Annotated in this window: 19 protein-coding genes; 4 read left to right on the top strand and 15 right to left on the bottom strand. The window is 70.5% G+C overall.

Going from position 1 to position 18,672, the window contains the following annotated elements; genetic code table 11:
* Positions 1 to 260 precede the first annotated feature (260 nt).
* The 3 genes from EJC77_RS15025 to EJC77_RS15015 all read right to left on the bottom strand — a co-directional run bounded on the left by EJC77_RS15025 (position 261) and on the right by EJC77_RS15015 (position 4,164).
* Positions 261 to 1,088, bottom strand: a complete 828-nt coding sequence (locus tag EJC77_RS15025) for a LysR family transcriptional regulator substrate-binding protein (protein ID WP_125614316.1) — start codon at positions 1,086 to 1,088, stop codon at positions 261 to 263.
* Between the two features lie 27 nt (positions 1,089 to 1,115).
* Entirely contained in the window at positions 1,116 to 2,648 is a 1,533-nt protein-coding gene (locus tag EJC77_RS15020; RefSeq protein WP_125614314.1) for an APC family permease, read from the bottom strand.
* 139 nt (positions 2,649 to 2,787) lie between these two features.
* Positions 2,788 to 4,164: a flavin monoamine oxidase family protein gene (locus EJC77_RS15015; protein ID WP_125614311.1), complete on the bottom strand. Its 1,377-nt coding sequence runs from the start codon at positions 4,162 to 4,164 to the stop codon at positions 2,788 to 2,790.
* Between the two features lie 182 nt (positions 4,165 to 4,346).
* Between EJC77_RS15015 and EJC77_RS15010 the strand changes: the two genes are divergently transcribed.
* The 4 genes from EJC77_RS15010 (at position 4,347) to EJC77_RS14995 (ending at position 8,499) form a co-directional block, all read left to right on the top strand.
* On the top strand, positions 4,347 to 5,000 hold the full coding sequence (locus EJC77_RS15010; protein ID WP_125614308.1) for a TetR/AcrR family transcriptional regulator: 654 nt from the start codon (positions 4,347 to 4,349) through the stop codon (positions 4,998 to 5,000).
* A 67-nt stretch (positions 5,001 to 5,067) separates the two neighbouring features.
* Complete coding sequence (locus EJC77_RS15005) at positions 5,068 to 5,478, top strand: hypothetical protein (protein WP_125614305.1); 411 nt, start codon at positions 5,068 to 5,070, stop codon at positions 5,476 to 5,478.
* 99 nt (positions 5,479 to 5,577) lie between these two features.
* Complete coding sequence (locus EJC77_RS15000; protein WP_125614302.1) at positions 5,578 to 6,942, top strand: FAD-binding oxidoreductase; 1,365 nt, start codon at positions 5,578 to 5,580, stop codon at positions 6,940 to 6,942.
* Between the two features lie 30 nt (positions 6,943 to 6,972).
* Positions 6,973 to 8,499 carry a stealth conserved region 3 domain-containing protein gene (locus EJC77_RS14995; protein ID WP_240630276.1) on the top strand — a complete coding sequence of 509 codons (1,527 nt, stop codon included), beginning with the start codon at positions 6,973 to 6,975 and terminating at the stop codon, positions 8,497 to 8,499.
* A 101-nt stretch (positions 8,500 to 8,600) separates the two neighbouring features.
* Here EJC77_RS14995 and EJC77_RS14990 read toward each other — a convergent pair whose 3' ends face one another.
* From EJC77_RS14990 to EJC77_RS14935, 12 genes are all read right to left on the bottom strand, one after another.
* Complete coding sequence (locus EJC77_RS14990) at positions 8,601 to 8,843, bottom strand: carbon storage regulator (RefSeq protein ID WP_125614299.1); 243 nt, start codon at positions 8,841 to 8,843, stop codon at positions 8,601 to 8,603.
* Positions 8,844 to 8,877: 34 nt separating this feature from the next.
* The gene (locus tag EJC77_RS14985; RefSeq protein ID WP_125614296.1) at positions 8,878 to 9,792 is read right to left on the bottom strand and encodes a hypothetical protein; all 915 of its coding nucleotides are present in this window, start codon (positions 9,790 to 9,792) and stop codon (positions 8,878 to 8,880) included.
* A gap of 50 nt (positions 9,793 to 9,842) precedes the next feature.
* Complete coding sequence (locus tag EJC77_RS14980; protein WP_240630279.1) at positions 9,843 to 11,855, bottom strand: flagellar biosynthesis protein FlhA; 2,013 nt, start codon at positions 11,853 to 11,855, stop codon at positions 9,843 to 9,845.
* 29 nt (positions 11,856 to 11,884) lie between these two features.
* Positions 11,885 to 13,045 carry an EscU/YscU/HrcU family type III secretion system export apparatus switch protein gene (locus EJC77_RS14975; protein ID WP_125614293.1) on the bottom strand — a complete coding sequence of 387 codons (1,161 nt, stop codon included), beginning with the start codon at positions 13,043 to 13,045 and terminating at the stop codon, positions 11,885 to 11,887.
* Entirely contained in the window at positions 13,038 to 13,802 is a 765-nt protein-coding gene (locus EJC77_RS14970) for a flagellar biosynthetic protein FliR (protein WP_125614325.1), read from the bottom strand. Before EJC77_RS14970 ends, EJC77_RS14975 begins: the two co-directional genes overlap by 8 nt.
* Positions 13,803 to 13,815: 13 nt before the next feature.
* The gene (gene fliQ, locus EJC77_RS14965; protein WP_125614290.1) at positions 13,816 to 14,088 is read right to left on the bottom strand and encodes a flagellar biosynthesis protein FliQ; all 273 of its coding nucleotides are present in this window, start codon (positions 14,086 to 14,088) and stop codon (positions 13,816 to 13,818) included.
* On the bottom strand, positions 14,085 to 14,942 hold the full coding sequence (gene fliP, locus EJC77_RS14960) for a flagellar type III secretion system pore protein FliP (RefSeq protein ID WP_420820323.1): 858 nt from the start codon (positions 14,940 to 14,942) through the stop codon (positions 14,085 to 14,087). Before fliP ends, fliQ begins: the two co-directional genes overlap by 4 nt.
* The gene (fliO, locus tag EJC77_RS14955) at positions 14,939 to 15,373 is read right to left on the bottom strand and encodes a flagellar biosynthetic protein FliO (protein ID WP_125614288.1); all 435 of its coding nucleotides are present in this window, start codon (positions 15,371 to 15,373) and stop codon (positions 14,939 to 14,941) included. The genes fliP and fliO overlap by 4 nt, the downstream gene beginning before the upstream one ends.
* A gap of 27 nt (positions 15,374 to 15,400) precedes the next feature.
* On the bottom strand, positions 15,401 to 16,114 hold the full coding sequence (gene fliN, locus EJC77_RS14950; RefSeq protein WP_125614285.1) for a flagellar motor switch protein FliN: 714 nt from the start codon (positions 16,112 to 16,114) through the stop codon (positions 15,401 to 15,403).
* A complete protein-coding gene (locus EJC77_RS14945) occupies positions 16,111 to 17,019 on the bottom strand; it encodes a flagellar motor switch protein FliM (RefSeq protein WP_125614282.1) in 909 nt (302 codons plus the stop codon). Before EJC77_RS14945 ends, fliN begins: the two co-directional genes overlap by 4 nt.
* A 46-nt stretch (positions 17,020 to 17,065) precedes the next feature.
* Positions 17,066 to 17,869: an OmpA/MotB family protein gene (locus tag EJC77_RS14940; protein WP_276309082.1), complete on the bottom strand. Its 804-nt coding sequence runs from the start codon at positions 17,867 to 17,869 to the stop codon at positions 17,066 to 17,068.
* The gene (locus EJC77_RS14935) at positions 17,866 to 18,672 is read right to left on the bottom strand and encodes a motility protein A (RefSeq protein ID WP_125614279.1); all 807 of its coding nucleotides are present in this window, start codon (positions 18,670 to 18,672) and stop codon (positions 17,866 to 17,868) included. The genes EJC77_RS14940 and EJC77_RS14935 overlap by 4 nt, the downstream gene beginning before the upstream one ends.

Raw genomic sequence — 18,672 nt, 5'->3', positions numbered from 1 at the left:
CCTCACCAAAGTCGCAGGATGACACGCCGTCAAAGAACCTGACCAGTTACAAACGAACATCTGGGACCCACCCAGCATGACATTCATTGATATGGGCTATCCACTTGAGCGGACCTGTAACGATGCGACCACAGGATGTTGTGGGGGAAATCCTGCCAGACTCCTGCATCCTGTGGCTGGTCCGGTTAGATGGATAGCCCAATCATTGATTTACCGTCGAGTGCGCCCGAGAAATGGCGAAAATGGCCCGACCGGACTCCCTACCGGCGGCCGCGCTTGCCCGAACGGCCCTTGCCGCCGGACTTGGAACCGCCGGACTTGGTTCCACCCGTGCCCGCACCGCGGGTACCCCGCCCGGCACCGCCCTTGCCATGCGCACCGCCCGTGCGCGGCGCCGTCGTCCGCCCGCCGGTGTCGCGGCTCTTCTTGGCGGCCGCACGTTGCGCCTGCTCCGTCTGCTGGGCGTGCACCGAGGGCTGGCGGGAGCTGTTCGCGCCGCGGCCGCGCACGATGCCGATGAACTCCTCGAACAGCGGGTCGGTGTCCGCGGACGGGTCGGCCGGCCGCAGCCAGGCCAGCCCGATCCGGGTCTCGGCCACGCCGGTCACGGGCGTGTGCGCCAGCGCCTTGCGGTTGAAATGCCGGGCCACGGACATCGGCAGGATCAACAGCCCGATCCCCGCCTCGACCAGGTCCAACGCGTCCGCCACGGTTCGCATGGCGGGCAGCGGCGCCCGGGCAGGGTCCGCGATGGCGTTCCATTCGGGCACGTCGTCCTGGAGCAGGTACTCGTCGGCCAGGTCGGCCACGGCCACCTCGTCGAACGCGGCGACCGGGTGGTCCTTCGGCGCCACGACGACCGGCTGCTCGAAATACAGCGGGATCACGTGCAGCCCGTCCCGGTCGACCGGGAACCGCACGAACGCCATGTCGGCCTCCCCGGCGCGCAGGGCGCGCAGCTGCCGCGGCTGCGTGACGGGCTCGGCGACGAGCGCGACCCCGGGCATGCGGTCCTCCCAGCGGTGGATCCACTTGCCCGGGGTCACGCCCGGCACGAACGTTATTCTCAGCTCTCGCGGTTCAGGCACGTGTAAAACCCTAGCCGACCGGCCCGTTTACGGGTTGTACGCCTGGCTGGTGCGGCTGAGCACCTGGCCCCGGAAGAACTCCGGGTGCCGCCTGTACATGACCAGCATGAGCAGCACGCCGAGCAGGATCACCCCGGCCCCCAGGATGAACACCAGGCCCAGGCCGGCGATGTTGGACCCCGACCCGTACGACGGGTCCATGGAGTCGTACGCCGTCTTGACGAACATGACCAGCAGGATCACGCCGCCCACCAGCGGGGCCAGGAACTTGGTCAGGAAGTTGCGCACGCTCCGGAACGCCTCGGCGCGGAAGTACCAGACGCAGGCCAGCGCCGTGATGCCGTAGTAGAAGCAGATCATCATGCCCAGCGCCGTGATGGTGTCCCACAGCGCGTTCTCGGACAGCGTCCGGGTGATCACGTAAAACGCGGCGGCGGCGATGGCCGCCGCAATGGTCGCATAGCTGGGCGACTTGTGCGTGGGACTGATCTTGCTGAAGCTCTGCGGCAGGGCCCGGTAGTGGCCCATGGACAGCAGGGTGCGGGCCGGGGACACGAACGTGGACTGCAGGGACGCGGCCGACGAGCTGAGGATGGCCAGCGACATGAGGATCGCGAACGGCCCCATGACCGGGCCGGCCAGCACGGCGAAGATGCTGGCCTGGTTGGCCGGGTTCCCGGCCCCGAGCCCCGTCTCGCCGATGCCGGCGAAGGACAGCGTGGCCAGTGAGACGGTCATGTAGATGACGATGATGACCAGGACTGTGACCGTGGCGGCGCGGCCCGGGGTCTTCTCCGGGTTCTTCGTCTCCTCGTTCATGGTCAGGGTCACGTCCCAGCCCCAGAAGATGAAGATGGACAGCGAGACGCCGGCGGCGAACTTCGAGAACGAGCCGACCGAGAACGGGTTGAACCAGTCGGCCGTGATCGCGGTCGCGTCGAAGGCCGTGCCGTTGGCGACGTGGCTGAACGCGGCCACGGCGAACCAGCCGAGCACCAGCAGCTGGAAGCCGACCAGGATGTACTGGAACGTCTTCGTCGTCTCCATGCCGCGGTAGGAGATCCAGCACGCCCCGGCGATGAACACCAGCGTGGTGGCGATGTTCAACGGCAGGATCGTCGCCAGGTCACCCAGCGCCGGGTTGCTGAAGATCTGCGCCAGCATCAGATAGAAGAAGTCGACGGCGACGGCGGCCAGGTTGGACAGCACGATGATGGTCGCGGCGATCAGGCCCCAGCCGCCCATCCATCCCAGCCACGGGCCAAAGGCGCGCGACGCCCACGTGAAGGAGGTGCCGGCGTCGGGCATGGCATTGTTCAGCTCCCGGTAGCCCAGCGCCACCAGCAGCATCGGGATGAAGCCGACCAGGAAGATGGCGGGCAGGTGCACGCCGACCTCGGACACGGTGGGGCCCAGCGCGGCGGTGAGCGTGTAGGCGGGGGCGATGCAGGAGACGCCGATGACGACGGCGCCGATCAGGCCGACGGAACCGGCCTTCAGGCCCTTCTCGCTCAATCCGTGGTCGCCGGCGGCGTTCCTGACCGTATCCGATGCACTCATGGGGTCACCTCATCGTGTCCGGCGAGGCCGCCGGGTTCATAGTTGCGGGGCATGGTGTCCGCCCGGGAAGGGCCGGGGTTTCGATATGCTCAACCACCGGTGGATGAGCATATCGAAACCCCGGCCCTTCCGGAGGGTGTTACTTCAACAGGTCGGCGGCGATGTTGGCTGCCGTGATGCGGCCCATGCGGATGGCGCCGTCCACGTGCTGGTAGCCTTCCCCGGCCAGGTCGGAGCAGGACCAGTGGATCGGGCCGACGGGCGTGAGCTGGTCGGCGCCGTAGCGGGTCAGGCCGCCCAGGTCGTAGCTGGCGGCGTAGGCGCCGCGCGTCCATTCCTCGCTGCCCCAGTCGGACTCGTAGTAGACCACCGGCTCCTTGGCGGCGTCGCCGAGGAACTCGGCAAACGCGGCCGTGACCTGGTCCTTGCGCTCCTCGGCGGACAGCGAGAACGCGTAGTCAGCCTTCTCGTCGGAGATGAACGCCACCAGGGTGCCGCGGGTGTCGCCGTGGTTGGTGTTGTCATACACCTCCTGGACCAGCGAGGAGGCGCTGAAGCCGGTGCCGGACAGGCCGTCTTCGCGCCAGAACGGGGTGTCGTAGACGGCGTGGACCTTGATGACCAGGCCCAGCGACTGGTGCTGGTGCATCTGGTGCTGGCGGCGCGGCAGCGGCGGGTCGAAGGAGACGCGGCTGTACAGGTTCGGCGGCACGGCCATGACGACGCGCCGGGCCTTGACGGTGACGGTGTCGGAGACGACGGTGGCGCCGTCCTCCTCCCACCGAATCGTGCGCACCGGGGAGTCCAGGAACACGTTCTCGCCCAGCCCGGCGGCCAACGCGATGGAGACACCCTGCATGCCACCGACGACGCGCTTGTCCAGGATGAAGTTGTCGTCGACGAGGTTCGTGAACGAGCCCGCCGAGGCGGCCATGTAGACGGCCTGCAGCGCGGAGAACGCGTGCGCCGGCTTCGTGAGCATGCCGCCGGCGATGAACAGCCCGATGTTGTTGCAGGCCTCCTCGTCGGCCGACTGCTCGCGCAGCCAATGGTGGAAGGAGACGGTGTCCAGCTCGCGGGCCTGCGGGTGGTTCCACGGCTGGGCCGGGTCCATCAGGGCGGCCAGCTTGTCCATGGTCTCGATGAGCTTGTTCATCTCGGCCTCGGTGGCCTCCGCGACCGGGAACATCTCGCCGGTGTAGCGGGTGCGCGTGCCGTCGGGGGCGATGTAGACGCTGTCGCCGTCGCGGTAGCGGTCGTACATCTGAAGGCCCAGCTCATCGAGCATGCTGATGAGCCCGGTCTGGTCGGGCGACACCCACTGGCCGCCGATTTCCAGCCACGCGCCGTCAATGGTGTTGGACCAGGTGCGCCCGCCCACGCGGTCGCGGGCCTCGAGCACGGCCACGCTCAGGCCGGCCTTGGCCAGCTCGTGGGCGGCGGTCAGGCCGGACGGGCCGGCGCCGACGATCACGACGTCACGCTCAATGTTCTGGGTGGTTGCTGTGTTTGCCATGGGGCGCCTCTCTTGACGACCGGCCGGTGACCGGGTTCACTAAATGAACGACGTTCATTTAGCTTAGACTGTAACGGACGCCACGGCGTTTGGTAAAGCGGAGGCAGCGGCAGAGGGGAACGCGGGTGGGTGACGGCAAGGCTGCGGCGAGACCGGTACGACGGCGGGCGGGCCGGCCGCCGATGGCATTGTTGGGCAGCGCCCAGATCACCACCGCGGCGCTGGCCATCGTGGCGCGCGACGGGTACAAGGCCTTGACGATGTCGGGGCTGGCGAGGTCGCTGAACGTGGCGCCGTCCGCGCTGTACAACCACGTCTCGTCCAAACAGGACGTGCTCATACTCGTCCAGGACCGGCTCATGGCCCGGGTGGACGTGTCAGGGTTCGACACGCTGCCCTGGGCGGACGCCGTGCGCGCGTGGGCGCACTCCTACCGGGACGCCTTCTCCTCCCACCTGCCGCTGATCCCGTTCATTGCGCTGCTGCCGATCACGAACGCGCCGCAGACCGTCCACATGTACGAGGCCGTGGCCGCCGGATTCCAAAAAGCCGGCTGGCCCGGCGAAAAGATCATCGACGCCATCGTGGCGCTTGAGTCGTTCATCTACGGCTCCGCCTACGATGTGAACGCGTCGGAGGACATCTTCGACACCGGCAACCTGGCCGGCGACGCCCCGCACTTCACGGACGCGGTCGCGGCGCGGGCCCGCGGCGGACGCAACCCGGCCGACTCCGCGTTCGAGCTCGGCCTGGACGCCCTGGTCGCCGGCCTCGCGGCCGCACTGGCCGGTCCGGGACAACCGGCACCCACGGCGGGCACCGCCGTCGGCCGCTAAACAGCCCTAGCCAGCGTGCCCGCGGATCCCTAGGCTGGGAGACATCCATCGGCGTGAGGGGATTTTCATGGGTTTCAGCATCAGCAATGCGGCACTGCGCCTCGTCTCGGGCGCGTTCATCCTCAATTCGGGGCTGAACAAGCGGCACCTGAGCGACGAGCATGCGGCCGGCCTGCAGACCGCCGCGGCACGCGTCATCCCGCCGGTGGCGCAGATGCCGGCGGCGACGTTCGGCAAGCTGCTCGGCGGCGCGGAGATCGGCATCGGATGCACGCTGCTGTTGCCGTTCGTGCCGTCGCGGCTGGCCGGGCTGGTCCTGGCCGGGTTCTCCGGCGGCCTGGTCGCCACCTACCTGCGCTCCCCCGGCATGACGGAGCCCGACCGCATCCGGCCCACGGCGGCGGGCACGGCCTTCGCGAAGGACTTCTGGCTGGCGGGCATCGCCGCGGCGCTGCTGTTCCACCGCAAGAACAAGTAACCGATACTCGGGCCAATCGCATGGCGCGGCGGCATTCTGGATGGATGCCGCCGCGGCCTCGTTCGTGGTGCGCGGCCTTGCACCCCATGAGGAGAAACCATGCACAGCGGACCAACACCGGCACGCTTCGACGCACTCCGCCGCGGCCTCGCCGGCACCCTGTACGAACCGGCCGATGACGGCTATGCCGCCCTGGCCACCCCGTGGAACGTCGCCGTTGCCACGAGCCCGGCCGCCGTCGCCGAGGTGGCCACCGCCCAGGATGTGGTGGCCGCCGTCCGGTTCGCCGCCGACCACGACCTGCCCGTCGCCGTCCAGGCCACCGGGCACGGCATCGCCAGCGACCTCGACGGCGCCCTGCTCATCCACACCCGCCGGCTCGACGAATGCACCATCAGCCCCGAGGGCTGGGCGCGCACCGGTGCCGGCGTGACGTGGCGGACGGTCCTGGCCGCGTCCGCCACCCACGGGCTCGCCGGACTGTGCGGCTCCGCCCCGGACGTGAGCGTGGCCGGCTACACGAGCGGCGGCGGCATCGGCCCGCTCGCGCGCACGTATGGCGCCGCCTCCGACCGGGTCCGCTCGTTCGACCTCGTGACCGGCGACGGGCTGCTGCGGCACGTGACCGCCGAGACGGAACCCGACCTGTTCTGGGGCGTGCGCGGGGGCAAGGGGTCGCTGGGCGTCATCACGGCCGTCGAGTTCGACCTGCTCGACCTGGCCGAGGTCTACGCCGGCGCGCTCATCTTCGGCACTGACGACGTGGCCGCCGTGAGCGAGGCGTGGGCGCAGTGGTGTCCCGGCCTGCCGGCCGAGGCCACGACGTCGCTGGCGTGGATGCAGCTGCCGCCGCTGCCGGGCGTCCCCGAGGCGCTGGCCGGCAAGTTTACCGCCGCCGTCCGGTACGTGTACGCGGGGAACCACGACGACGGCGCCCGCTGGCTTGCGCCGTTGCGCGCGGCCGGGGCGCCGCTCATGGACCTGGTGGGGCCCATGCCGTATGCCATGATCGGCATGGTGCATGCCGACCCCGAGGACCCGATGCCGGCGGCCGAGACGTCCGCACTGCTGGCCGGCTTCCCGGCGGCGGCCGTCGGCACCCTGCTGGACGCCGCCGGCCCCGGCACGGGCTCACCGCAGACCATCGTGGAGATCCGGCAGTTCGGCGGGGCGCTGGGCGCGGAGCCCGCCATCCCGAGTGCCCTGTGCCACCGGGACGCCGCGTTCAACCTGTACATGGTCGCCGCGGGCGCCCCACCGGACCTGCCGGCCAAGGCCGGGCACGCCGTCGGCGTCAACGCCGCCATGGAGCCGTGGTCGTTCGGCGGGACCGTGCCGAACTTCGCCGGCCGGGCCCCGTTCGCGTCGAGCTACACGTCGGGGACGCTGGACCGGCTGACGGCGCTGGCCAGCCGCTACGATCCGCAGCACCTCTTCCGTTTGGGCCAGGTCCCGGTACGGTAGGGGAGACCCGTCCAGCCTGAAGGAGCGCCCGTGCCCGAAACGTCCACCCCGGCGGTGGCCCGACTGCACAACCGGACCGACGTCGTCGTACGCAAGGGCAGGCTGGCGCTCGTCAACCGGACGCTCACGCGCCAGCAGGCCATGGAGGCGGACCTGTTGGCCGTCAGCGCCGTCCTTGACGCATACGCCATCACGTACATGCTGGTGCGCGGCAATGACTGGCGGCCCGTACTGGCCGTGGACGCGACCGACCGCGAACGCATCGAGGCCGCCCTCGCCGTCGCGTTCGCCGACGAGCCGCTGTATGCGCGCGGCGTGGACGCGCCGCAGAAGTCGACCGTGCTGGTGGCCGACGGCCGGGTCGCCGCGTCCGGGGCGACCCGGATCGTGCGGCTGTTCCGGCCGCGCGTGGAGCCGACCGGCGGACTGCACTACGGCGCGTCGGCGGGCGTGCAACTGGAATTCTGGCGGTTCGCCGCCGACACCATCGAGCTGCCGATCGAGAACTCGCTGACGCGGCGCACCATCGACGCGGCCGAGGCCGTGCGCGGCACCGTCGAGCTGTACGGGCGCACCTGGCCGACGATCGAGAACATGTTCGCCGACCACGCATTCGACGTCAGGTTCACGATCGACATGGTCTTCTCCTGGGTGGACGGCAGCTCGCCCGCGTACCGGCGGGCCCGGACGGCGCTGGCCGCCGGCACGGTGCATGGCGAGGGGGACGACCACGAGGCCCGGTTCCGGCAGATCGACGAACTGAAATATGCCCTGCGCTCCATCTACATGTTCGCGCCGTGGGTGCGGAACATCGTCATCGCCACCGACTCGCCGGCGCCGGACTGGCTGGCCGGGCACCCGCGCATCCGGATCGTGCCCGCCGCCGAGCATTTCACGGACCCGTCGGTGCTGCCCACGCACAACTCGATGGCCGTCGAGTCGCAGCTGCACCACATCGACGGGCTGGCCGAGCACTTCCTGTATTCCAATGACGACATGTTCCTGGCCCGGCCGCTCGAACCGGACATGTTCTTCACCCCGGGCGGCATCACCCGGTTCATGCTCTCGCACAACCGGATCGGCCTGGGCGAGAACGCCGCCGAGCGCAGCGGCTTCGAGAACTCCGCCCGCGTGAACCGCCGGCTGCTGTGGGACCGGTTCGGCCGGATCGCCACCCGGCACCTGGAACACGCGGCCGCACCGTTCCGCCGTTCGGTCCTGCAGGAATTGGAGGACACGTTCCCGGCCGAGTTCGCGGCCACGGCGGCCAGCACGTTCCGGGCGGCGGAGAATATTTCCGTGACAAACTCGCTGTACCACTACTACGCCCTACTGACCGGCCGGGCCGTCATGCACACCGACGGCAAGGGCGTGTACGTGGACACCACCACGCGGGCCGGGCTGGAGTCGCTGGAAACGATCCTGGCCACCCGGGACGCCGACTTCCTGTGCCTGAACGACGGCAGCTTCCCGGAAGTCGGCGACGCCGAACGCCGGGCCACCGTCACCGGCTTCCTGGAACGGTATTTCCCGATCAAGGCGCCCTGGGAGAAGTAGCGCGTCGATGCCGGGATGAACTTCGACCAGCCTCGCCCAACTGAGGCGCAGTAAGTGCTGAGAATCCGCGGACTTTCAGCACTTACTGCGCCTCAGATGGGTCAGGCGGGTGGGGTGATGCCGAGCGCGGCCAGCAGCAGCCGCTCGGAATCCGCACCCACCTCGGCGGCCTCCCGGTTGCTGGCCGAGACGGCCTCGACGAGCTCGCTGCGGTGGATGGCCACGTCGCGGGGCGCGTCGATGCCGATGCGGATTCCCTCGCCGCGGCCGCCGTCGAGGATGGTCAGCACAATGTCATCGCCGATCAGGATCTTCTCCCCGATCTTGCGTGTCAGTACCAGCATGCGTTTCCTTCCGTGGATGTGCTGATGGGACGGGTCACAGTGTCGGCGCGGCGGCCGGGCGGCCGTCCACCCAGCCGACGGGGTAGCCGAGCTCATTGATCGATTCCGGTGTGGCCGTGTCACCGGCCCCCAGCACGGCCACCGCGTCCGGCGTGGAGAACCAGGAGATCTGCCGCACCCACGCCGCCGTGTCCTCCGGCTTGTGCAGCGCGTCCACCACGAGCCACAGCTGGTCGGGGCGCACCGCGGCGAGGATGAACGGGTTCGACGACGTGCGCTCACCGACACTGAATGCTATCAACAGCGGCCGCCCGGCCACGGCGGCCAGCGCCTGCGCCTTCTTCACGTCGCTGCCGTCCACGATCACGTGCTCCACGCCCGCCGCGCGGTGGTCCCCGGCCGTGCGCAGCTCCGCACCGGCGCCGCGGCGCAGCTCCCGGGCCATGGTGCGCGCCACATGCAGCGGCTGGTCGCGAATCCCGACCAGCACCACCAGGTCGCCGGGCCCGGCCGCCGGCGCCGGCACGTCCGGACTGCCGGGGACGACGACGGGCGGCTCGGTCGCCGCCGCCCAGCCCGGGTCGTCGTCCGGCACCGGGGACAGTTCCGCGGACGGCTCCCACGACGGTTCGGGTGACGGTTCGGGTGACGGTTCATGTGACGGTGCCGGCGCCGTTTCCGGGCGGGCGGCCCCGGGCGCGGACGCGGTGAGCGCCAGCCGTGACGGGGGTGGCGCCACCACCGGCACGGCCTCCCGGGCCGCGTCCAGGGCGGCGCCGAACGCCGTCGCCGCCGGGCTGGCGGGTCGGGCCGGGCGGTCCGCCGCGGGCGTGCTGTCGCCCTGGTCGGCGCGCGCCAGCAGGGCGGACAGGCCGCGCTTGGGCGGGGACGCGGGCGCGGACGGCAGCGGGAGGGTCGGTGAGGGCCGCCCGTCGACCTCGACGGTCACCTCGAACGTCGTGGCGGCCCCGATGCCGAACAGCCCGCCGATCTTGATCNCTAAGCTGAAATCTGCTGGGCATCGCGCACCACTCCCACCGTCTCGATGGCCGGGTTTCCGGCCGTGGCCTCGGTATAAGACAACACCGGCAGCCCCTTCATCCGCCCCGACACCAGGCGCCAGATCGCCGGGCGCAGCGCCGGCGCGCACACCAGCACCGGTGAGTGCCCGGCCGCCTCCGCCACGCCGGCCGTGTCCGCCACGGAGGCCAGGAACGTCTCAAGGCGATCCGGGGGCACCACGATCTGGGTGCCGAGCTCGGAGGGCCGCAGCCCCTCCAGCAGCCCCTGCTCCAGCAGCGGGTCGACCATGATGACGTGCAGCGTGCCCTGTTCCAGATGCTTGTCGGCGAGGACCGGGCCCAACGCGGCCCGCGCCGCCTCGACCAGTCCCTCCGGCTCCGTGCCGTTCTTGGCGGCCAGCGAGAGGGCCTCGTAGATGCGCGGCAGGTCGTTGATGGGGACTTGCTCGCCGAGCAGCCCCTGCAGCACCCGCTGCACCTCGCCGAGCGACAACAGCCCGGGCACCAGGTCCTCCACGGTCGACGGCGACACCTCCTTCACGCCCTCGGTCAGCACCCGCACGTCCTCCCGGCTGAGCAGCCTGGCGGCGTTGGCGGTGACCACGGCGGACAGGTGCGTGACCAGCACCGACACCCTGTCGATCACGGTGGCCCCGGCCATTTCGGCGCTGTGCCGCATCTCGGCCGGCACCCACTTGCCGGCCAGGCCGAACACGGGTTCCACGGTGGCCGTGCCCGGCAGCCCGGACAGCGCCTCGCCCAGGGCCAGCACGCGCCCGGCCGGGGCGGTGCCGCGGCCGGCTTCCACGCCGGCGATCCGGATGACGTAGGTCGACGGCGGCAGTTCCACGTGGTCGCGCGTACGCACCGGGGGGACGACGACGCCCAGTTCCATGGCGATCTTGTGCCGCAGCGCCCGGATCCTTGCGAGCAGGTCGTCCGCGGACCCGGAGGCCAGGTCCACCAGGTCGGTGGCGAGCTGGATTTCCAGCGGGTGCACGCGCATCTGCTCGATGATGTCCTCGGTCGTCTCGGGCCGGGGCCCGGCGTCCGGGGACGCCGCGGTGGCGGCCGCGGCCGCCGCGTCCTCGGCGGCCTTCACCCGCCAGCCGATGAGGAGCAGGATGGCGCCTACGGCCAGGAACAGAAACACCGGCATGCCCGGGATCACGGCCATGATGATCGCCGCGAGGCCGGCCACCAGCAGGGCCGGGCGCGACTGCGTGAGCTGCACGGCCGCCGTCGTGCCCATGTCCGCGGAGGCGTTGGAGCGGGTGACGATCATGCCGGTGGCCACGGCCATGAGCAGCGCCGGGATCTGCGAGACCAGGCCGTCGCCGACGGACAGCAGCGAGTAGGTGTGGAGGGCGTCGGCGATGCTCATGCCGCGCTGCACCATGCCGATGGCGATCCCGCCGACCAGGTTGATCACGATGATGATGATGCCGACGATCGCGTCGCCCTTGACGAACTTCGACGCACCGTCCATGGAGCCGTAGAAATCGGCCTCGGCGGACACCTCGGCGCGCCGTTCTCGGGCCTCGGTGTCACTGATCAGCCCGGCGTTCAGGTCCGCGTCGATGGCCATCTGCTTGCCCGGCATGGCGTCGAGCGTGAAGCGGGCCCCGACCTCCGCGACACGCTCGGCGCCCTTCGTCACCACGACGAACTGGATGACGACGAGGATCAGGAAGATGACACCGCCGATGATCAGGTTGCCGCTGACGGTGACCTCGCCGAACGCCTGGATGACCTGCCCGGCGTGCGCCTGCCCGAGCACCAGGCGCGTCGATGCCACGTTCAGGCCCAGCCGCAGCAGCGTGGCGACGAGCAGCAGCGAAGGGAACACGGAGAAGTCCAGCGGCTTCCGCACGAACATGGTGGTCATGAGCACCAGCAGCGCGAACACGATGTTGATGATGATCAGGACGTCCAGCAGCATGGTCGGGATGGGGACCACGAGCAGCAGCACGATGCCGACCACGCCCATCGGGATGGCCAGCCGGGAGACATTCCGATTCACGTATATTTCCTTTGCGGTGAGGCGGGACGGGGTTCGGGGTGGCGGGTGCGTTCCGGCACGAGCCCGGGCGGGATGGCGGAGCCGGCCGGCAGGATCCGGTGCACGCCGCGGCCCTGGCCGCGTTTCTTCAGCGCCATGACGAACGCCAGCACTGCCGCCACCTGGTTGTACAGCTCCACGGGGATCTCCTCGCCCAGCGCGCACGCCCCGTGCAGGGCGCGGGCCAGCGGAATGTCACGCACCATGGGCACGCTTTTCTCCTCGGCGCGCTGGCGGATGCGCAGCGCCACCCGGTCGGCGCCCTTGGCCACGACCCGCGGCGCGGACTTGCCGGGTTCGTAGCGCAGCGCGACGGCCACGTGCACGGGGTTGATGAGGACGACGTCGGCGCTCGCCACGGCGGACATCATGCGGCTGCGTGCCAACGCCAGTTGCCGGGAGCGCCGGGCCGATTTGATCATCGGGTCGCCCTCGGTGGACTTGTTCTCGTCCTTGACCTCCCGCTTCGTCATGCGGGTGCGCTTGCGGTTTCGGCGGGACACCACGAACACGTCGGCCACGGCCAGCAGCAGCCCTGCCGCCACGGCGAACTCGAGGAGCTTGACCAGGCCGCCGCCGGCCGTATTCAGCAGCACGGCCACGGGCAGCCCGCCGGCCTGCAACAGGAACGGCACCAGACCCTGGACCACCAGGTACAGGACCAGGCCCACGACGGCGGTCTTGAGCAGCGCCTTCACGCCGTTCCACAGGGCCTGCGTGCCGAATACGTTCTTGACGCCGGTGAGCAGGTTGAACTGCTCGAATTTCGGCTTGAACTTCTTGAACCGGATGCCGCCCTGCACGGCCGCGGCGGCCACGATGGCACCGGCGACGACCAGCAGCAGCGGGCCGAGGATGCCCGGCAGTGCCGCCAGCCCCGAGTACAGGGCCGCCAACGCACGCTGCGGGTCGGGGTGCGCGGCCAGTTGCGTGGCCGTGAACAGCTGGTCGGCCAGCGCGTTGGACGCCCGGGAGACCACGCCCGGCGCCATGATGGCCGCCGCGCCCACGCCGACCCACGCGGTCAGGTCCTGGGAGCGGGTCAGCTGTCCCTTCTCCCGGACCTCCTTCATCCGCCGTTCGGTGGCCCGTTCGGTTCTCTCCCCCGCCTCAGCCACCGCTGCCCACCTCGGCGAGGTGCGCCGTCGTGCCTGCCACCATGCCGGCGACCACGTGCCCGAGCCCCATGACGGCCAGCCCGCCGAGGGCCAGCAGCAGCATGATCTTCAGCGGGAAGCCCATGGCGAACGCGTTCAGGGCGGGGGCCACGCGCGTGAGCAGGCCCAGCCCGGCGTCGGCCAGGAACAGCACCACCAGCAGCGGACCGGCGATCTGCATCGACGCCAGAAACATCTGGGTCAGCGCCCCGGTCATGGCGGTGACGGGGTGGGTCAAATCCAGCGCGCCGCCGAGCGGGACCGCGTCGAAGGAACGGACCAGGCCGGCGATGATGAGCTGGTACCCGTCGGAGGCGAACAGCAGGGCCAGCGCGGTCATCTGGAACAGCCGCGTGAACTGGGCGCCGTTGACCATGGACTGGGGGTCGAACACCTGCGCCATGGCGAACCCGCCGAACGTGTCCAGCAGCGACCCGGCCGCCTGCACGGCGGAGAACACGATGAACACGAGCAGGCCCAGCGCCGCGCCGGTGACCAGCTCCAGCAGGAGGGACAGCACGAACGGGCCGGTGTCGCTGACGGCCCGGGCCGGCAACCGGGCCGTCATGGCCAGCGCCAGCCCGATCGCCAGCATGCCCTTGATCCGGGCCGGGATGGCGTTGTAGGAGAACGGCGGGGCGATGACGACGAACGCGGTGATGCGGACCGTGGCCAGCAGGCACGCCTCCAACCAGCCGGCGTTGATCGGGATATGCAGCGTGGCGTCCACGCTAGCCGCCCAACAGCAGGGGGATCTTGTCGAACAGGGTGTGCGTGAAGCCGACGATCTCCGTGATCATCCAGTGCCCGGCCACGACCAGCGCGATGGCCACGCCGGCGGCCTTGGGCACGAATGCAAGCGTGGGCTCCTGGATCTGCGTGATGGATTGCAGCAGGGACACGGCGAAGCCGATGACCAGGGCGGTCACCAGGATGGGCGCGCACAGCTTCGCCGCCAGCCAGAGCGCCTGGACGGCGATGTTGAGGACCTCGGCGGAATTCATCCGGCCCCCGTGTAACTGCGCACCAGGGCGGTGATGATGAGCCCCCATCCGTCCACCAGGATGAACAGCAGCACCTTGAACGGCAGCGAGATCATGACCGGCGGCAGCATCATCATGCCCATGGACATGAGCGCCGAGGACACCACCAGGTCGATGACCAGGAACGGGATGAAGATGACGAACCCGATGATGAACGCGCTGCGCAGCTCCGAGATCATGAACGCCGGGATCAGGGTGAGCATGGGCACGGACGCCGGGTCGGCCGGGTTCGCCCGGTTCGCCGCCCGCGTCATGAGCGCGATGTCCGCCTCCCGGGTCTGCGGCAGCATGAAGTGCCGCAACGGGTTGCCGGCGGCCGCGAACGCGGCGTTGACGTCCAGGTGCCCGGCCAGGAACGGCTGCACGGCGGCGTTGTTGATGTCCACTAGCGTCGGGGACATGATGAACAGCGACAGGAACAGGGCCAGCCCGGCCAGCACCTGGTTCGGCGGCACGGACGGCAGGCCCAGGGCGTTGCGGGCCATGGCCAGCACCACGAAGATCTTCGTGAACGACGTCATCATCAGCAGCAGCGCCGGCGCCACGGACAGCAGCGTCACGGCCAGCAGCGTCACGATCGCCGAGCTCGGCTGGCCGTTGATCCCGTTGATGGTCACGTTGACGCCGCCGGTGCCGGGTTGGGCGGGCGGTGTCGGATCGGTGGGCGGGTCGACGGCGTGGGCGGGCGCGGACACCAGCAGCTGCCAGGCGAGGACGACGGCGGCCAGCAGTGCCGCCGCCAGCGCCACCCTGGCGACCTGTCGCCAGACAATCGGCTCAGCGACGCGCCGCCGGGGGAGCGACGCCGCGCTCACCCGAGCATGCCCTTGCGGAGGGCGTTGCCGGCCTGCCGCCAGGTTGCCGGCGACAGGATGGAGCCGGCCAGCGGCCCGGGCCCGTCGTCGGCGTGCCGCCCGGAGGATTCGGCGCCGGTCAGGGCGGCGGAGAAGCGCCGCCCTGACACGGCGGGGTCGGCGACGGGTTCTGGGGCCGGCCGCTCCGGTGCCGCGGCGGCATGCAGCACCTGGACGTTGTGTTCGGTGACGCCCAGCAGGAACCGCTGCCCGTCCGTCTCCACCAGCACGACCGACGACTTGGGGCCGACGCTGCGTTTCCCCACGACCTGCAGGTCGACGCCGGCGCCGGCGCGGGTGCCCCGGCCCAGGCGTTTTTGTGCCATCCACAGGAGCACCACCACGATGCCCAACGACAGGGCGACGCGCAGCACCAGCAGGAAGGTATCCACTAGAACGTATCCACCAGAACGTGTCCTCTAGCCGATGGTTTCGGCCGTGTCGAGGATCTTCGTGATGCGCACGGCGTAGTCCTGGTCCACGACGACGACCTCGCCGTGGGCGATCAGCCGGCCGTTGAGCAGCACATCCGCGGGCGCGCCGGCGGAACGGTCCAGGTCGACGACGTCACCGGGTTCCAGGCCGAGCACGTTGGAGACCGTCATGCGGGTGCGCCCGATCACCACCGACAACGCCATCTCGACGTCGCTGATGCGCGCCAGCTTGTGGGCGCTGACCGTCGCGGACCGGCCGGCGGCGCCGTCCTTGATCCGCACGGCGAACCAGGCGAACGGTTCGTCGGCGCCGGGGGCGGCCAGCCGGAACACGGCCACGTCCGTATCCACGGACTGCGTGTCCGGGAAGCGGGTGGCCGGGTCCGCGGCGGTGACTTCGCCCAGCACGCCGGAACCCAGCGCCGCGGACGCCGCCTCCAGCGCCGGGCGCAGCACGTCGGCCTGCACGACGGCGGCCGTGCCGCCCGCCTGCCGGGCCGCGTCCTCGGCGTCGGCCGAGAGGACCAGGGCGAACTCGGCGCTGACGGCGCCGAGGTGGTCGGCGATGACCGTCGTCCCCGCGGGCGGCAGTTCCCCGGCGGCCCGCGGATGGGGCGTGGCCTCGAGGGCCGTGGGCGAGGGCAGCATGGCGGCCAGCGCCTCCGCGGCGGCGGCATGCAGGGCCAGGGTGGTGCTCATGGGGCGGTCTCCTCGATGGTTACGATCTGGCCGGCCCGGCGGGAGCCGTGCGTCACCCCGACGGCGCGGGCGACGGGCTTGCCGCCGAGCGTCAGGTCCAGGGGCCGGGATGTCGCATGGCGCAATGACACCACGTCGCCGACGGCAAGGTTCAAGATGGCCACCGGCGTCACCGGCACGGGGGGCAGCGCCAGCGCCACGTCCACGGGCACCTGGGCGACCTGCGCGCGCAACGCCGCGGCGGCGTCGGCCGGGTCACTGGTCGGGCTGCCCGAGCCGAGCTGCGGCAGCAGCGCAGCGGCGGGCAGGGCCGCCGTCGCCCGCCAGTTGCCGTCGCCGACGCGCACCGAAAACGCGGCCACGACCATGAGCGCGTCGGTGGCGGCGGCCTGGGCGAACTGCGAGTTGAACGCGATGGCGTCCACCGCGGGGCGGGACGGCAGCAGCGAGCCGAACGAATAGCCCAGGTCCTCGACGGCGTCGTCCATGAGGTTGCGTACCAGCGACTGCTCGATCTGCGTGAACTTGCGGTCCGGGGCGCCCGTGCCGGCGCCACCACCGAGCATGCGCGAGACCCAGGTCAGGGCGGCCTCGGACGGGAACTGCAGCACGGCCTTGGCGTCCAGCCCCTCGAGCGCGCACAACACCATGACCGTCGTGGCAGGCAGCGCGGCGGCGTATTCGTCGTAGCTGGCCAGCCGCACCTCCTCGGCGACGACCGCGCAGCTGGCCCGGAGCCGGGCCGAGAGCTGCATGCCCCACTGCCGGGCGAACGTGTCGAAGGCCAGCTCGAGGACGCGGCTGTGCTCGCGGGCCAGGGTGGTGCGGCGCCCGAAGTCGTACGCCTCGGCCGCCGCGCCGGCCCGCGTATCGGGCAGGGGTGACTCGACTGACAAAGGGCGCATGTCCGCCACTATCGGCAGGCCCGCGCCTTTCGTAAGCAGCGGGTCGTTAGGAGCGGTTCGCGCGCGCCTTCAACGCCTCCGGGATCAGGGCCCGGACGCTCTCCGGCTGGTCGGAGAGGACCACGATGTCCACCCGCCGGTTCAGTTCCCGCAACGCCTCGGTGGAGTCGTCATTGACCTGCCGGGTGGCGCCGAACCCCGTCGCCATGACCCGCCCCCCGGGCAGGTCCCGGCGCTCCACCAGGTACCGCACCACACCGACGGCACGCTCGACCGACAGCTCCCACACGGACGGATACCCGGTGATGGCGTTGGCGGCATGCCCCTCCACGGAAACCTGCAGGCCGGACCCGACGAGCACGGGCGCGATGGTGTCCAGCACGGCCGTGGCCCGGGTGGACAGCTGCGGGCTGTCCGGCAGGAAGAACGTCTGGGACCCGACCAGCTTCACACTCAGGCCGCGTTCGTCGATCTTGAACTGCACATTGCCGTCCAGGCCGCGGGCCATGAGCCGGCTGTGCATGGTGTCGCGCAGCGCCGTGAGCCGGTCGGCCTCGCGGAGGGCCAGGTCCATGTCGTTGACAGTCAACAGGCCGGTCTTGCCCACATCCTTGGGCGGGACGATGATGCCGCTGGCCGTGTCCACCTTCTGGGTGTGCACCTGGCCGAACCCGGTGGCGAGGGATTCCTTGAGCTTCGCGAACTTCGCATTGTCGACGCTGGACATGGCGTACAGGACGATGAACATGCACATGAGCACCGTGACCATGTCCATGTAGGAGGCCATCCAGCGTTCGTCGTTGTGGTCGCCGCCGCCGGAGCCGCGGCGGCGTCGGCGGGCCGGGCTCACGCCGCCGACTTCATCGGGCCGGAACCGCCCTTGCCGGGCTTGTCACGGCCGTTTCGGTGGTGGGCGGGCACCAGGGCCGTGAGCCGTTCGCGCAGCAGCGTCGGCTGCGAACCGGACTGCACCGCCAGGACGCCTTCCATGATGAGCGTCATGCGGTCCACCTCGAGGTCGGAGAGCCGGTTGAGCCGGGCACCGAGGGGAAGCCAGAGGAAGTTCGCGGACAGCAGGCCCCACAGCGTGGCCACGAAGGCGCTGGCGATCATGGGGCCCAACGCGCTGGGATCGGACAGATTCTCCAGCACGTGGGTGAGCGAGACGACGGTGCCGATGATGCCCACGGTCGGCGCATAGCCGCCCAGGGACTGGAAGAATCCGGCGGCCGTGCGGTCGCCCTTGATCTTCGTCTCGATGGCGTCGTCGAGCAGGACGCGGAGTTCGTCACCGTCCACGCCGTCGGCAATGTTCTGCAGGGCCTCGCGCAGGAACGGGTCCTTGGTGGCGGCGGCATCCTCCTCGAGCGCGAGCAGGCCCTCGCGCCGCGCCTTCTCGGCGAGCGCCACGACAGCGTCGATGCTTTCGGCCGGCTTGGGCGGTTTGCCGGTGAACGCCCGCGGCAGCGACTTGAACGCGTGCAGCGTGTCCTTGATGGTCGATCCGGCGATGCCGACGGCGATCGTGGCGCCGAATACGAGGATCATCGGCGGCGGCAGCAGGATCGCCGTCACGGACGAGCCCTCGAGGGTGATCATGCCCACCAGCGCGCCGAACGCGATGAGGACGCCGATGATGGTTGCCGGATCCAT

It is taken from the genome of Specibacter cremeus, assembly GCF_003946885.1.
GTDB classification, from domain to species: domain Bacteria; phylum Actinomycetota; class Actinomycetes; order Actinomycetales; family Micrococcaceae; genus Specibacter; species Specibacter cremeus.
The sequence above is the reverse complement of the archived record's forward strand: the minus strand, read 5'-3'. Positions and strand labels throughout refer to the sequence as shown.